Genomic DNA, 14,816 nt, shown 5'->3' on the forward strand with positions numbered 1-14,816 from the left:
GGTGACGGCACGCGTGTTCGACCACTCACCGCCCGGAGTTGCCGACCGGATGAGGTGAACGGAACATGGCTCCCGTGATGACACCACCGGAGATCAAATCGACCGGTAGTCACACGGGTGAGCCCCTGCTCTCAGTGGCCGCGGTGGCCAGGCGACTCGGCGTGGCTCCCGCCACCCTCCGCACCTGGGACCGCCGCTACGGACTCGGCCCGACCGGCCACACCGTGGGAAGACACCGCAAATACGGCCCACCCGACGTGGCCAGACTCGAATTGATGCAACGCGCACTCCTGCGCGGCGCCTCCTCCGCCGAGGCGGCCCGTTTCGCGCTGGACTCGAAATCGTCGATGACCCACGGGGACGTGCCCGTCGCCCCAACGGGTGGACGTGGCCTGAAATTGCCCGGAGCGTCTCGATTGGCGCGCGGACTGGGCCGCGCCGCACTCGCCATGGACTCCATCGCCGTCCAGGAGATGCTCGCCGGCTCACTCGCCTCCGACGGCGTGATCGCCACCTGGAACGAGGTCGTCCGCCCGGTCCTGACGGCCGTGGCCGCCCGCTGGCAACTCTCCGGCGCCGGCGTCGAGGTAGAACACCTCCTCAACGAGTGCGTGCTCGCCGCCTTCGTGCGCGCCACGCCGCTGGTCAGCTCCGGCCGCAACCACCGCCCCGTGCTGCTCGCCTGCATGCCGGAGGAGAGGCACAACCTCCCGCTCTACCCCTTGGCCGCCGAACTGGCACAGCGCGGCGTCGTCGCCCGGCAGCTCGGGGCGGCGTTGCCGGTGGACGCCCTGGCCGCCGCCGTGCGCCGCACCGCCCCGTCCGCGGTGGTGCTGTGGGCGCAGCTGCCCCGGTACGCCGATCCGGGGGTGATCTCCGCACTGCCGCGCACCCGGCAGCAGGTGCGGGTGTTCGTCGGCGGGCCGGGGTGGCGGCGCGGGGTGGTGACGTCGCCGGCCGAGCGGGTGGAGGACCTGGCCGCCGCGGTGGACGCGGTCGAGGCCGCCGTCACCTGACCCGCGCTGCCTGGGGTGCGCCGCGGCCTGGGTAAAGCTCTTACGCTCACCGACCAACGGACTCCGGCACTCCGGACTCCGGCACTCCGGCACTCCGGACTCCGGCACTTCCGCACTCCGGCACTTCCGCACTCCGGCACTCCGGCACTCCGGTAGTTCAACGCTCCCCGCGCTTCCCTCGGCCATCCCTCCACACCGCCGCACTCCAGCCACCCTCACCTGGCGAGGCCTGCTCCTGGCGGCACACTCCTCGCCGTGACCGAAGAAGAGCTGCGCCGCGCCGCGTTCGGCGACTCACCCGACCTCGACGTCTGGCCCGCTCTCACGGCCCCGAGCCCCCGCACCCGCTGGCTCGCCGCCGTCGTCCTCGGCGGCCAGGGCCACTACGCCGCCGCGGCCACCGTCCTGGACGCGCTCCGTCACGACCCCGACCCGGTGATCGCGTCCCTGTCCCTCTCGACTCGCGCGTCGCACCACCGTCAGCTGGGCGCCCACCACCTGGCCCGCCCCCTCGACGGCGCCGCCCTCGCGCGCGCCGGGCAGTCAGGCGAAGTCGACCCGGACGGGATCGACGCGGCAGGCGCCCGCGCGGACGCCCTGCTCGGCCTCGCCGCCGACTCGCTCGGTGCTCAACGCCTGAACGAGGCCCGCAGGTTGCTCGCACGAGTTGAGACGCAGTCCTGGCGCAGCGAGGTCCGCAAGGGCTGGGTGACCGCCGAGATCGAGCTCGCGTCCGGCCAGGCGCACGCGGCGGTGACCCCTGCGGAAGCGGCGCACACCGTGGCGACGAGCAGAAAGGCGCTCCGGCACGAGCTCAAGTCGGCGCTCGTCCTGGGCACCTCGTTGGTCGTGTGGGGGACACCCGACGGCCTGAACCGCGGGCGTGAACTGGTCGAGTGTGAGCTAAATCACAGCGCCGCAAACGGGCTCCAGCCGTTGATCTGGCCGAGCGCTCTGGTGCTGGCGGGCAGTGCCCCCACGGTGGGCTCAGTCGCCATCGAACAGGCGACGGAGGCTCTGAGCTGCGTGTTACGGAGAGCTGATCCCGTCAGCCGTCAGGTCGCCCTTGATTCCCCGTGGGTGCCGACCGGGCTGCTCCGTTCCGGGGAACCCCCGAACGCAGACCCTCAGACGAACTTCTTGACGGATTAAGCACCGGATCGTGTCAAGGTCGGGCCCAAAGCGTCCGATAGGGGAGATGGAACGTCACTCGGCTGCAGGAAAGGAGTCCCCGTGACCACGGTCCTTATTTGCGACGACCGGCGCAGTGTGCGTGAGGGTCTCACCCGCGTGATGTCGGCTGTCCCAGGGGTCAGCCGCATCGACTGCGTAGCGCACGGTGACGAGTTGTTGGCTCGCTTTTCAAGGCAGCCGGTCGACGTCGTACTGGTGGGAACCCAGCGCGCCGTCCCGACCGGGGTTGAAGCAACCCGTCGGCTCGTCTCCGCGAACCCGCAGGCAAACGTCATCGTCTTCGGAGCACCCGACGACGCCGGGAGCATCGCCGCGGCGATCGCCGGCGGTGCGCGCGGCTACCTGAGGTGGGACGCGTCGCGTCCCGAGCTTGTGGCAGCCCTCGCGCACACGCTCGCCAGCACCTCGGTGCCGGCGCCTCGTCAGCCCTCCGACCCGGGCGTGCAGCTCACGGAGCGTGAGCTCCAGGTGCTGCGCGGCATGAGCCAGGGCAAGAGCAACGGCCAGATCGGCCGCGAGCTCTACCTGTCGGAGGACACGGTGAAGACGCACGCACGTCGCCTCTTCCGCAAGCTCGGTGTCCGTGACCGCGCTCAGGCGGTCGCGCACGGCTTCCGGCGAGGTCTCGTCCAGTAGGTCGGTCTTGTCGCACCGGCCCCGCGTCCTCATATGCCGCATGTGGGGAAGCGGGGCCGGTGGCGTGAGCTGGCCCACTTGTGCAACTGGTGGTCCTGCGGGTCGCACAATTAGCCCAGCCCGGTGACAATGTCGCCGGGCTGTAAGCCGTTCGGGCGTGTCAGCTGTTCACGCGGGGTGTCCATACCCCACCTATGAACAGAACGCCTCGAGACCGGTACGGTGAAGCTGCTGAAACGGGTCGCTGTGAGTGACTCGTGTTGTTTCCTGTCGGTACGCCAACAAGTAACACCAGGGCTGTTGTCTGCGATGACCAACTTGGGGGACGGACTGGACGCCGAAGTGGGCGCGGCCGTCGACGGCGACCGCCAGGCGATCGAACGCCTGCTGGCCTCCATTCGTCCCTTGGTGGTGCGGTACTGCCGCGCCCGAGTTGGCAGGCAGGAGCGGAGCTTCGCTTCGGCGGACGATGTGGCCCAGGAGGTGTGTCTCGCGGTGCTCACGGCATTGCCCAGCTACCGCGACCAGGGTCGGCCCTTCCTCGCGTTCGTCTACGGGATCGCGGCGCACAAGGTCGCCGATGCACATCGGTCCGCCGCCAGGAACCGCTCCGAGCCCGTTCCTGAAGTCCCCGACGCGCCGGAGACCGAGGCTGGTCCCGAGCAACGGGCGATGCAGGGCGAACTCTCCGAGCGGATGGCCGTGCTGTTGCGCGTCCTGCCGGAGAAGCAGCGGGAGATCCTGCTGTTGAGGGTGGTGGTCGGACTCTCCGCCGAGGAAACTGCCGAGGCGGTCGGTTCGACGCCGGGTGCGGTACGGGTGGCGCAACACCGAGCGCTCGCTCGTCTGCGCAAGTCGCTGGCAGCGGAGGAGGTGGTCTGAGTGGCCGACGAACACGGGAAGGACGACGAGGAAGTGCGCGGACAGGACGACAGAGCCCCGCACGAACCCGTCGCCGACGATCTTTCGGCAGTGCAGGCCGATGACAAGCTGCTGGACGCACTGGGGTCCGCGACTCCGGGTGCGGCCGGCTCACTCGTCGACGACGAGTTGAACGCATTGCTGCTCGCATGGCGCAACGAGGTGGAGACGGAGCCGTTCGGCGAGCTCGTCGACACCGACACCGCGATCGCCACGATCCAGGCTGCCCGACCGCAGCCGGTGACCAGGCATCGCTTCCTGATCCCGCTGGCGAGCGCCGCCGCGGTCCTGGCCATCGCCTTCACCGGCGTGAGCCTCGTGGCCCGCGACGCACAGCCCGGCGACACGCTGTGGGGCCTCACGCAGGTGCTCTACTCCGAGCACGCGAAGTCGATCGAGGCCGCGGCCATCATCAACACCGACCTCGAGTCAGCGCGTCTGGCGCTGCGCGAGGGCAAGGTCGACGAGGCGCGCGAGAAGCTGAACAAGGTCGAGGCCAGCCTCGGCTCGGTTTCCACGGCCGACGGCAAGGCGCAGCTCGAGGAGAAGCACAAGGAGCTCGAAAAGGAGCTCGACACCAACACCTCGACGGCGCCGCCGACCTCGACCACCACGAAGCCGCCCCGGCCGACCAAGTCGTCCACGCCTTCGACCACGCCGTCCACGCCGTCGACCCAGCCGACCACGACTGAGCCGTCCGTGCCGCCGTCGTCGGAGACTCCGCCGCCGCCCACGTCCAACGGCGAGGAGAACCCGCCGCCTCCGCCGCCGCCGGATCCCGGCACTGGTGAGGATCCTGGGGCTGGGACCACCGGGACGACCGGTGAGGTTGTCGGGCAGACCGGGTCGAATTGAGCTGGCTGTGATGGCCAAGTGAGACGTTGTGTGAACGGCCCCTGATCCTTCGAGGTCAGGGGCCGTTCACATGCCCGGGTGTTCACACGTCAGGTGGAATGTGACCGGTGTGCGTTCGTCACCTTGTGCTGGTGGTTGCGCGGGTCTTGTCGAGCCGGTGCCGGTCATCGCCGCTTCGCGACGATTGCGATTGGGGCTTGACCTTGAGCCTCTAGCGAGATGCTGAAATTGGTCTAAAAAGCTGGGCATTAAACGAGCCCAGCCAATTCTGCGACGATAGCATCTCGCACTCAAGGTCAAGCCCCAATCGCGCGGTGGTTGCGTCATCACCGCTGATCAGGGCGGTAGAGGTTCGCACGCCTCGGCTTCGCCATTGCCGTTGGTGGCCTTGGTGGCTCGGCTTCGCCGTTGCCCTTTTGTTTGTGGAGGGACGCCTCGGCTTCGCCATTGCGTTGAGGCGAGAGATGCGGCATTGCTATTGCTCTTAGGCGGTGAAATCTGCCGGTACTTATGGCACCGGCGGCTTGGTACACCAGTCACCAGCCGCCGCGCCATCGCCACTATGCCGCCGTCCCCGCATGCCGCCGCTCTCGCGCCTGCCCCGCCCCGCGCCCGCCGCCCACGCGCCTGCACCGCCCCGCGCCCTTACCGCCGCGCCCGCCCTCACCGCCGCGCCCGCACGCCAGCGACCCGCCGCGGGGTCCGCTGGCGGGTGCGTCCGACCTCACAGTCGGGTGGGAGGGGTCAGCGAGCCGACTCGGTCGCCGTCACGCCGTCCGCGTAGCCGCGGCAGTACTCCCAGCTCACGTAGGCGCCGGGGTTCGGGTCGAAGGCCGGCTCGTGGGGGCGCATGCGGCCGTCGGCGAGGAGCTGCTCCAGTGAGGCTCGCAACAGTGCCCAGTCGTGGTAGTGCGGTTCCTGGCATTCGCCGCAGTCGACGACGATGCCCCGCACGCCTCTGTATTGCAGCAGTGCTTGGTAGACGGCGAGGTCGCTCAGGTCGCTGACCAGCTCCGTCCGTTCGTCGTCGTCCATCGGGGGATGGTCGTGGTCGGGCTCGCCCAGGGACAGCGCGGGGTCCTCTGGGTCGCCTGCGAAGGGGTCTGGTGGCAACGCGTCGTGCGGCACGACCCCGCACGGTACCCCCCGTGGGCCGGCGGGCGTCCAGATACCATGGGTCGCACCGCCTCCGCCTGCGGAAACCACGCTCGCAGGAGGGGGAGCAAACCGCACGACGGAAGGCATGTCACCCGCTATGACCAGCGAGCTCAATCCGGCGCCTGCAGCCGAAGTCCCGCAGAAGTTCGCCATGCTGGGACTGACCTTCGACGACGTGCTCCTGCTTCCTGCCGAGTCCGACGTCGTCCCGAGCGGTGTCGACACGAGCACCAGGATCTCGCGCAACATCACCCTCAGGATTCCGCTGGCCAGTGCCGCGATGGACACGGTCACCGAGGGCCGGATGGCGATCTCGATGGCGCGCCAGGGCGGCATCGGCGTGCTGCACCGCAACCTCAGCATCGAGGACCAGGCCCGGCAGGCCGAGACCGTCAAGCGGTCCGAGGCCGGCATGGTGACCGACCCGGTCACGTGTTCGCCCGACGCCACGCTGGCCGAGGTGGACGCGCTGTGTGCGCGCTACCGCATCTCCGGTGTCCCGGTGACGGACGCGAACAACAAGCTGGTCGGCATCATCACGAACCGCGACATGCGGTTCGAGCTCGACCACAGCAAGCGCGTCAGCGAGGTCATGACCAACGGGCCGCTGGTCACCGCGCAGGTCGGCGTGTCCGCCGAGGCCGCGCTGGGGCTGCTGCGCCGCCACAAGGTCGAGAAGCTGCCGATCGTCGACGGTGACGGCAAGCTCAAGGGCCTGATCACGGTCAAGGACTTCGTGAAGACCGAGCAGTACCCGATGGCCACCAAGGACCCGGACGGCCGCCTGCTGTGCGCCGCCGCCGTCGGTGTGGGCGAGGACTCGTTCGTCCGCGCGATGACGCTCGCCGAGGCCGGTGTCGACGTGCTGATGGTCGACACGGCGCACGGGCACTCGCGCGGCGTGCTGGAGATGGTCGCCCGCATCAAGAAGGAGCTCGGCGACTCGGCTGACGTCGTCGGCGGCAACGTCGCGACGCGGGCCGGTGCGCAGGCGCTGGTAGACGCGGGTGCGGACGGCGTGAAGGTCGGTGTCGGTCCCGGCTCCATCTGCACCACGCGCGTCGTCGCCGGTGTCGGTGTGCCGCAGATCACCGCCATCTACGAGGCCTCGCTCGCGTGCGCCCCCGCCGGTGTGCCGGTGATCGGCGACGGCGGCATCCAGTACTCCGGCGACATCGCGAAGGCCATCGCGGCCGGCGCGTCCGCCGTGATGCTCGGTTCGCTGCTCGCGGGCACCCAGGAGGCGCCCGGCGACCTGATCCTGGTCAACGGCAAGCAGTTCAAGACCTACCGCGGCATGGGGTCCCTCGCCGCGATGCAGTCCCGTGGCGAGAACAAGTCGTTCTCCAAGGACCGCTACTTCCAGGACGACGTGCTCAACGAGGACAAGCTCGTCCCCGAGGGCATCGAGGGCCGCACGCCGTTCCGCGGCCCGTTGTCGCAGGTCGTGCACCAGCTCAACGGCGGCCTGCGCGCGGCCATGGGCTACACGGGCTCCCGCACGATCGCCGAGCTGCAGAACCAGCAGCTCGTGCGCATCACGGCGGCGGGCCTCAAGGAGAGCCACCCGCACGACATCACGATGACCGTCGAGGCCCCGAACTACACCACCCGTTAGAGTCACTCGGCCGTTCTGGCTGCTTGCACGCTCGTTCTAAAGCTCTGGAGAGGAACCACAGGTGCGCGATCTGGTCGAGATCGGCATGGGCCGGACCGCGAGGCGGGCCTACGAGCTGGACGACATCGAGATCATCCCGTCGCGTCGGACGAGGTCGTCGAAGGACGTCTCCACGACGTGGCAGATCGATGCCTACCGGTTCGACATCCCGCTGATCACCCACCCGACCGACGCCATCGTGTCGCCGGGCACGGCGGTCGCGGTCGGCGAGCTCGGCGGCCTCGGCGTGCTCAACGCCGAGGGCCTCTGGGCGCGGCACGGTGACGTGGACGAGGCGCTGTTCCGCCTGGTCCAGGCGACCGAGGGCAGTGACGACCCGGCGGCCGCGGTGAAGGTGCTGCAGGAGCTGCACGCCGCCCCGCTGCGGATGGACCTGATCGCCGAGGCGGTCAAGCAGATCCGCGAGTCGGGCGTCACCGTGGCGGTCCGCGTCAGCCCGCAGCGCGCTGCCGAGCTGACCCCGGACCTGCTGGCCGCGGGCGTCGAGATCCTGGTCGTGCAGGGCACGATCATCTCGGCCGAGCACGTGTCGCGCGGCGGGGAGCCGCTGAACCTGAAGTCGTTCATCGCGGACCTCGACGTCCCGGTGATCGCCGGCGGCGTCGGTGACTACCGCACCGCCATGCACCTGATGCGCACCGGCGCGGCGGGCGTGATCGTCGGCTACGGCTACACGCCCGGCGTCACCACCACCGACTCGGTCCTGGGCATCGGCGTGCCGATGGCCACCGCGATCGCCGACGCCGCGGCCGCCCGCCGCGACTACCTCGACGAGACCGGCGGCCGCTACGTGCACGTCATCGCCGACGGCGGCGTCACGACCTCGGGCGACGTGGCGAAGTCCATCGCCTGCGGTGCCGACGCCGTGATGCTGGGCGAGCCGCTGGCCGCCGCGACCGAGGCACCGGGCCAGGGCCTGTACTGGACGGCCTCGTCCGCGCACCCGTCAGTCCCGCGCAGCCTCGTCGCCGACGCGGTGGACCAGGAGCTCGACCTGCGCCAGCTGCTGTTCGGCCCGTCGGCCGACCCGCGCGGCGTGACGAACCTGTTCGGCGCCCTCAAGCGGGCCATGGCCAAGACCGGCTACTCCGACCTCAAGGAGTTCCAGAAGGTCGGCCTGACCATCCGCGGCTGATCAAGGCCGTCGAAGGGCGCGTTCCAGCCGGGACGCGCCCTTCTGCTTTGCTGCACCCGTGCCGCTCGTCGAGATCAACTACGCACCCCACGTCCCCCACGCAGTGCTGGAAGAACTCGCGGCGATGCTCCCGCACGCCGTGTCGGTGGCGGTCGAGTGCCCGGAGGAGCCCTACGACGGCGACTTGCGGCCCGGCGACGTGGAACTGCGCTTCCGCCCCCGTGGCCCGCTCGACGTGAGCGGCATGGACGTCGTCGTCGAGGTCCGCTCGAAGTGGTTCGAGAGCCGGGCCGCCACCCGCCAGGAGCGCGTCGACGGGCTCTGCGCGGCTGTCTTCGAGGCAACGGGCCTGGCTGACGTGGGCGTTTATCTCAGCCTGCCGATCGCCGCATGGGCCCAAACCTGATCCTGCAACCAGACGGCTACCCCGTGCGTCCATGTGAGCGTGGAATTGGATGCGTTGTTCGGCGACGGCAAGAACAGTGATGTGGACACGATCGACCCGGACGCCGAGGTCCAGGAGTTCGAGGAGGACGCGCCCGAGGAGAACGAGGGCGTCGGAGGCATCGGCTGGAAGATGCTGACCCTGTTCGTCTGCGGCGGTCTGGTGATCACCGCGCTGGCCGTGGCCTTCATGGTCTGGGTCATCGAGGGCCTGGTGCTCTGAGTCGTCGGGGTGCGCCGCAGGCGCACCCCTCGACCTCGCTGTACTTTCTGGGCATGAGCGTGACTCCCGACGCTTGCGCGCCGACCGCTGAAGCCGAGGAACGTGGCGTTGCCCGGCTGACCGCGGATGACTCCCGGGATCTGGCGCTCGTGCTGGCGCGGTCCGTCACCGACACCGGCGGGCGCATCTCCTTCGATGACGTTCTGGCGGCGTTCGGACACACTCGGGATTCGCTGGCGTCGGTCGAGGACGACGAGTCGTTCAACAGCTGAACCGTCGATGCGGTGTCGACGACTTCGCCTGTGGTCTGGGTGAACTACCTGGTGCCGGCGGTGGGCGGGTTCGCGCTCGTCTGCGTCGCCTGGGCGGTGTTCTCCGCACTTCTCGGGTGAGCTGAACCGATAGGGGACTAGGCGTTACCGGAAGTAACGCCTACTCTCCGATCCATGGGTGAACTCGCCGGTAACTTCGATGTCGTCATCGTCGGCTCCGGGTTCGGCGGGAGCGTGGCCGCGCTCCGCCTGACCGAGAAGGGCTACCGCGTCGCCGTCCTGGAGGCGGGGCGCCGGTTCGCCGACGACGAGTTCGCCAAGACCAGCTGGGACCTGCGCCGCTACCTGTGGGCGCCGCAGCTCAAGTGCTTCGGGATCCAGCGCATCCACACGCTGCGCAACGTCATGGTGCTCGCCGGCGCGGGTGTCGGCGGGGGCTCCCTCGTGTACGCGAACACGCTGTACCGGCCGCTCCGGCCGTTCTACGAGGACCGGCAGTGGGCGCACATCACCGACTGGCAGGCCGAGCTGGAGCCGTTCTACGACCAGGCGAGCCGGATGCTGGGCGTCGTCACGAACCCCACGACGACCCCGAGCGACGTCGTCATGCAGAAGGTCGCGAAGGACATGGGGGTCGAGGACAGCTACCACCCGACGCCCGTCGGCGTGTACTTCGGCGAGCCCGGCCAGAAGGTCGCGGACCCGTTCTTCGGGGGCGCCGGGCCGGAGCGCACGGGGTGCACGGAGTGCGGCAGCTGCATGTCGGGTTGCCGGGTCGGCGCGAAGAACACGCTGGTCAAGAACTACCTCTACCTCGCGGAGAAGCTCGGCGCGCAGGTGTTCCCGCTGACCACGGTCACCGAGCTCCGCGAAAACAACGGCAAGTGGACCATCGACACGAAGATGACCGGTGGCAAGGCCACGAAGACGTTCACCGCCGACCAGGTCGTGATCGCCGCCGGCACCTGGGGCTCGCAGCAGCTGCTGCACAAGGCGAAGGCCACCACACTGCCGAAGATCTCGGGCAAGCTCGGTGAGCTGACCCGCACCAACTCCGAGTCGATCATCGGGGCCGCGCGCTACACGGTCGACCCGAAGACCGACTACACGCAGGGCGTCGCGATCACGAGCTCCATCCACCCGGACGAGATCACGCACATCGAGCCCGTCCGGTACGGCAAGGGCAGCAACGCCATGGGCATGCTGCAGACGCTGGCCACGGACGGTGCGCTGAGCACGCCGCGGTGGCTGCAGTTCATCAAGCAGGCCGTGCGGCACCCGCTGAGGCTGCTCCGGCTGCTGAGCGTGCACCGGTGGAGCGAGCGGACCGTGATCCTGCTGGTCATGCAGAGCCTCGACAACTCGATCACGACGTTCCTCAAGCGCGGCAAGCTGACCAGCAAGCAGGGGCACGGCGAGCCGAACCCGGCGTTCATCCCGGCGGGTCACGAGGCCAACCTGCTGGCCGCCAAGCACATCGACGGCATGGCGGGCGGCACCTGGGGCGAGCTGTTCAACATCCCGTTGACGGCGCACTTCATCGGTGGCTGCGCGATCGCGTCGGACGAGCGGCAGGGCGTGATCGACCCGTACCACCGGGTCTTCAACTACCCCGGACTGTCCGTTGTGGATGGTTCGGCGATCAGTGCGAACCTCGGTGTGAACCCGAGTCTCACGATCACCGCGCAGGCCGAACGGGCGTTCTCGCTGTGGCCGAACAAGGGCGAGCAGGACCAGCGGCCCGCGCAGGACCAGCCCTACAGGCGGATCAACCCGACGAAGCCGAAGAACCCGGCGGTTCCCGATCAAGCTCCAGCCGCTTTGCGGTTGCCGATCGTGAAGGTGTCCTGAAACGGTGGAGGCATGGCCACAAAGCCGTTCGCTTCCAGCGCTGACCTCGCGCCGAAGGACGAGGTCTTCGTCGAGCTCGCCGAGGGCGTCTACACCCTGACCGCCGAAGGCGACCCCAACGTCGCGGCCATCGAGGCCGAGGACTTCCTGATCTGCTTCGAGGCGCGGGCCACCCCCGCGGCGGCGCGCAGGTGGCTCGCCCAGCTGCGCAAGCACACCAAGAAGCCGGTCCGGTACCTGGTGCTCAGCCACTACCACGCCGTGCGCACGCTCGGGGCCAGCGCGTTCGACGCCCAGGAGATCGTCGCGCACGAGATGACACGGGTGCTGATCGCCGAACGCGGGCAGCAGGACTGGGAGAGCGAGTTCGGCCGCATGCCGCGGCTGTTCGAGTCCCCGGAGGAGATCCCCGGTCTGACGTGGCCGACCCTCACGTTCTCCGACCGCATGACCATCCCGCTGGGCGACGAGCGCGGCGACCTGGTGCTGCAGTTCCTCGGACGCGGGCACACGGCCGGCGACATCGTGGCGTGGCTGCCGCAGCAACGCATCCTGTTCGCCGGTGACCTGGTCGAGTCGCAGGCCGCCCTGTACACCGGTGACGCGTTCCACGACGAGTGGGCGACGTCCACTTTGGACGAGATCGAGGACCTGGGCGCCGAGGTCCTGGTCGGCGGGCGGGGCAAGGTCGCGCGCGACCGCATCGAGGTCGAGGCCGCCATCAACCAGAGCAGGCACTTCCTGAACGAACTGCGCCGCACGGTCGGTGGCGTCCACTCCGAGGGCGGCACGCTCAAGCAGGCCTTCGAACTGGCGCACACGACGCTCGCGGGCCGTTACGGGCGCTGGCCGATCTTCGAGCACTGCCTGCCGTTCGACGTGAAGCGCTACTGGGACGAGTGCGACGGCAAGGACTGGCCGGAGATCTGGACCGCCGAACGCGACCGCGCCGTGTGGGACGCCCTGCAGTGACGGTCCTGGTCGTCGGTGCGGGGCCGGTGGGGCTCACCGCCGCGCTGTTCCTCGCGAGGGCCGGCGTGCCGAGCGTCGTCCTGGAGGCGGCCGGGCAACGCGACAGGGCAGGCAGCCGGTCGATCTGCGTGCAGCGCGACGTGCTGGAGATCCTCGAACGGGTCGGCGTCGGGCAGGCCGTCGCCGACGCGGGCGTCACCTGGTACACCGGCCGCACCTACCACCGCGACCGCGAGGTGCTGACCCTGACCTTCCCGGAGGGTGGGGGGTTCCCGCCGTTCGTCAACACCCCGCAGACCGTCGTCGAGCGGCTGCTGGAGGAGCGGGTCCGCGCCGAGCCGTTGATCGAGCTCCGCTACGGGCACGCTTTCGAGTCGCTCACCCAGGACGACGAGGGAGTGTCCACACAGGACGGGATCAGGGTCACCCACTGCATCGGCGCGGACGGCGCGCACTCGACGGTGCGGCAGGTCCTGGGCATCCCGTTCGAGGGCTTCTCCTTCGACGACAGGTTCATCATCGCCGACGTCCGCGTCGACCTGGACTTCGCGGCACCGGAGCGCCGCTTCTACTTCGACCCGCCCTGGAACCCCCGCCGAGGAGAAGTCCCACCCAGTCAGGTCCTCGTCCACCCGCAACCGGGCGGCGTCTGGCGGATCGACTGGCAGGTCGCCGAAGACGTGCAGCTCACCGAGGACCACGTCCGCGCGATCGTCGGCGACAGGCCGTACGAGATCGTCTGGCAGTCGACCTACCGCTTCCACCAGCGCCGGGCGGCGCGGTTCCGCGACGGCAGGGGCCTGCTCGCCGGCGACGCCGCGCACGTGATGAGCCCGTTCGGCGCCCGCGGCCTGAACTCGGGCATCTGCGACGCCGACAACGCGGCCTGGAAGATCGCCGCCGACCGCCGCGGCGAGGCCGGCCCGCACCTGCTCGCCTCCTACGACACCGAACGCGGTGCCGCCGCCGACGAGAACCTCCGCATCACCGGCGAGACCATGCGTTTCCTCGTGCCGGGCACCCCTGAGGAACGGGCGCACCGGCAGCACGCGCTGGAAACCGGTGAGGGCATCGACTCGGGCAAGCTCTTCACCCCGTTCGCCTACGAGGGTGGCGGCGTGCTGGTCGAGGGATCCCGCACCGCCGGTCCGGGGTTCACCGTCCGGGACGGCCTGCTGATCAGACCGGACGGCCACGTCGCCGGCACCGACGACGAGGGGACGAGACGTCGTGCACTCGGCTGGTGACCCGCAGAACACCCTGTACGCGCACCAAAAACCGCTCGCGGTGGTGAGGTGCACGCGAGTCGAGGACGTCCAGGCGGGCCTGGATCGTGCGGCACGCGAGGGCGTCCCGGTCGCCGCGCGCAGCGGTGGCCACAGCTACGCGGGTTACTCGTGGCCGGACGGGGGACTGGTCCTCGACCTGGCCGGGATGACGGACGTGCGCGTCGACGGCCGGAAGGCGATCATCGGTGGTGGCGCGCGGATGTACGACATCTACGAGGTCCTCGGAGCAGCGGGCCGGGTGCTGCCCGCCGGTTCGTGCCGTTCGGTCGGCATCGCCGGGCTCGCACTCGGCGGCGGCATCAGCGTGATCTCGCGCAAGTACGGCCTGACGTGCGACCACCTCACTGCAGCGCGGATCGTCACTCCGGACGGCGTCCTGCGCACGGCCTCGGACGAGTCGGAGCCCGACCTGTTCTGGGCGCTGAAAGGCGGCGGTGGCGGCAACTTCGGCGTCGTCACGGAGTTCACGTTCCGCACGGACCCGGCGCCGGACCTGACCGTGTTCGGCCTCGACTACCCGGAGGGCACGGCGGCGGACGTCACCGACGCCTGGCAGGAGTGGATCGCGGACGCGCCGGACGAGCTGTGGACGAGCCTGCGCGTCGACTCGGGCCCGAGGTCGGTGCCCAGCGTCAGGGGCACGTACGCGGGCCCCGCGAAGGACCTGCAACGGTTGCTGGACCGGATGCCGCCGGCGGAACGCGAGGTCGAGGAGATGACCTACCTGCAGGCGATGCGCCACTACGCGGGACCTGCGGAAACCGGTGAGCCGTACGTCGCGTCCTCGCGGATGCTGCACGCGCCCGTGCCGGGGTCGAAGGTGGCCGCGCTGATGGACGGGCAGCCTCCGTGCATGATCCAGTTCGACTCCTTCGGAGGCGTGATCGGACGCGTCGCGCCTGATGCGACGGCGTTCCCGCACCGCGACGCCACGGCCAGTGCCCAGGTGTTCGTGAACCTGGGCGACCTGACCGAGTCGCGGGCACGCGCGGTGCTCGCCGGAATCCGCGACGGGCTCGGCGCGGGCACCACCGGGTACGTGAACTACATCGACCCGGAGATGCCCGACTGGCCGGCCGCCTACTACGGCCGCAACCTCGCGCGGCTCAAGGAAGTCGCGGACCGGTACGACCCGGACCGCGTGCTGGCGTTCCCGCAGGGCCTGTAGCCGA

At 69.8% G+C, this 14,816-nt stretch carries 15 protein-coding genes; 14 read left to right on the forward strand and 1 reads right to left on the reverse strand.

The window, feature by feature from the left end:
* Positions 1-77 precede the first annotated feature (77 nt).
* The 5 genes from IE307_RS13600 (at position 78) to IE307_RS13620 (ending at position 4,622) form a co-directional block, all read left to right on the forward strand.
* Positions 78-1,016, forward strand: coding sequence for a MerR family transcriptional regulator (locus IE307_RS13600; RefSeq protein ID WP_191298383.1), 939 nt, complete (start codon positions 78-80; stop codon positions 1,014-1,016).
* 255 nt (positions 1,017-1,271) lie between these two features.
* Complete coding sequence (locus IE307_RS13605) at positions 1,272-2,168, forward strand: hypothetical protein (protein ID WP_191298232.1); 897 nt, start codon at positions 1,272-1,274, stop codon at positions 2,166-2,168.
* 81 nt (positions 2,169-2,249) lie between these two features.
* On the forward strand, positions 2,250-2,846 hold the full coding sequence (locus IE307_RS13610; protein WP_030471988.1) for a response regulator transcription factor: 597 nt from the start codon (positions 2,250-2,252) through the stop codon (positions 2,844-2,846).
* Positions 2,847-3,155: 309 nt separating this feature from the next.
* Complete coding sequence (locus IE307_RS13615) at positions 3,156-3,728, forward strand: sigma-70 family RNA polymerase sigma factor (RefSeq protein ID WP_191298233.1); 573 nt, start codon at positions 3,156-3,158, stop codon at positions 3,726-3,728.
* Positions 3,729-4,622: an anti-sigma-D factor RsdA gene (locus tag IE307_RS13620; protein ID WP_191298234.1), complete on the forward strand. Its 894-nt coding sequence runs from the start codon at positions 3,729-3,731 to the stop codon at positions 4,620-4,622.
* Between the two features lie 744 nt (positions 4,623-5,366).
* On the opposite strand, the gene IE307_RS13625 is transcribed toward IE307_RS13620, so the two are convergent.
* On the reverse strand, positions 5,367-5,750 hold the full coding sequence (locus IE307_RS13625) for a DUF5319 domain-containing protein (protein WP_229904660.1): 384 nt from the start codon (positions 5,748-5,750) through the stop codon (positions 5,367-5,369).
* 127 nt (positions 5,751-5,877) lie between these two features.
* Here IE307_RS13625 and guaB point away from each other — a divergent pair, with 127 nt between their 5' ends.
* From guaB to IE307_RS13670, 9 genes are all read left to right on the forward strand, one after another.
* Entirely contained in the window at positions 5,878-7,398 is a 1,521-nt protein-coding gene (gene guaB, locus IE307_RS13630) for an IMP dehydrogenase (RefSeq protein WP_191298236.1), read from the forward strand.
* A 61-nt stretch (positions 7,399-7,459) separates the two neighbouring features.
* Entirely contained in the window at positions 7,460-8,593 is a 1,134-nt protein-coding gene (locus IE307_RS13635; RefSeq protein ID WP_191298237.1) for a GuaB3 family IMP dehydrogenase-related protein, read from the forward strand.
* A gap of 58 nt (positions 8,594-8,651) precedes the next feature.
* Complete coding sequence (locus tag IE307_RS13640; RefSeq protein WP_191298238.1) at positions 8,652-8,999, forward strand: hypothetical protein; 348 nt, start codon at positions 8,652-8,654, stop codon at positions 8,997-8,999.
* A 39-nt stretch (positions 9,000-9,038) separates the two neighbouring features.
* Complete coding sequence (locus tag IE307_RS13645; RefSeq protein ID WP_191298239.1) at positions 9,039-9,260, forward strand: hypothetical protein; 222 nt, start codon at positions 9,039-9,041, stop codon at positions 9,258-9,260.
* Positions 9,261-9,313: 53 nt separating this feature from the next.
* Entirely contained in the window at positions 9,314-9,532 is a 219-nt protein-coding gene (locus tag IE307_RS13650; RefSeq protein WP_191298240.1) for a hypothetical protein, read from the forward strand.
* Positions 9,533-9,706: 174 nt separating this feature from the next.
* The gene (locus IE307_RS13655) at positions 9,707-11,383 is read left to right on the forward strand and encodes an FAD-dependent oxidoreductase (RefSeq protein ID WP_191298241.1); all 1,677 of its coding nucleotides are present in this window, start codon (positions 9,707-9,709) and stop codon (positions 11,381-11,383) included.
* Positions 11,384-11,395: 12 nt separating this feature from the next.
* Entirely contained in the window at positions 11,396-12,355 is a 960-nt protein-coding gene (locus IE307_RS13660; RefSeq protein WP_191298242.1) for an MBL fold metallo-hydrolase, read from the forward strand.
* The gene (locus IE307_RS13665; RefSeq protein WP_191298243.1) at positions 12,352-13,602 is read left to right on the forward strand and encodes an FAD-dependent monooxygenase; all 1,251 of its coding nucleotides are present in this window, start codon (positions 12,352-12,354) and stop codon (positions 13,600-13,602) included. The genes IE307_RS13660 and IE307_RS13665 overlap by 4 nt, the downstream gene beginning before the upstream one ends.
* Positions 13,586-14,812, forward strand: coding sequence for an FAD-binding oxidoreductase (locus tag IE307_RS13670; protein ID WP_191298244.1), 1,227 nt, complete (start codon positions 13,586-13,588; stop codon positions 14,810-14,812). Before IE307_RS13665 ends, IE307_RS13670 begins: the two co-directional genes overlap by 17 nt.
* Positions 14,813-14,816: the final 4 nt, after the last annotated feature.

Source organism: Lentzea cavernae (assembly GCF_014653695.1).
Classification (GTDB): Bacteria; Actinomycetota; Actinomycetes; order Mycobacteriales; family Pseudonocardiaceae; genus Lentzea; species Lentzea cavernae.

What these genes read in the sequence shown, in the direction of transcription:
- guaB (WP_191298236.1), top strand. Translation starts at nt 5,878, where the DNA reads ATGACCAGCGAGCTCAATCCGGCGCCTGCAGCCGAAGTCCCGCAGAAG.
- IE307_RS13660 (WP_191298242.1), top strand. Translation starts at nt 11,396, where the DNA reads ATGGCCACAAAGCCGTTCGCTTCCAGCGCTGACCTCGCGCCGAAGGAC.
- IE307_RS13600 (WP_191298383.1), top strand. Translation starts at nt 78, where the DNA reads ATGACACCACCGGAGATCAAATCGACCGGTAGTCACACGGGTGAGCCC.
- IE307_RS13650 (WP_191298240.1), top strand. Translation starts at nt 9,314, where the DNA reads ATGAGCGTGACTCCCGACGCTTGCGCGCCGACCGCTGAAGCCGAGGAA.
- IE307_RS13615 (WP_191298233.1), top strand. Translation starts at nt 3,156, where the DNA reads ATGACCAACTTGGGGGACGGACTGGACGCCGAAGTGGGCGCGGCCGTC.
- IE307_RS13655 (WP_191298241.1), top strand. Translation starts at nt 9,707, where the DNA reads ATGGGTGAACTCGCCGGTAACTTCGATGTCGTCATCGTCGGCTCCGGG.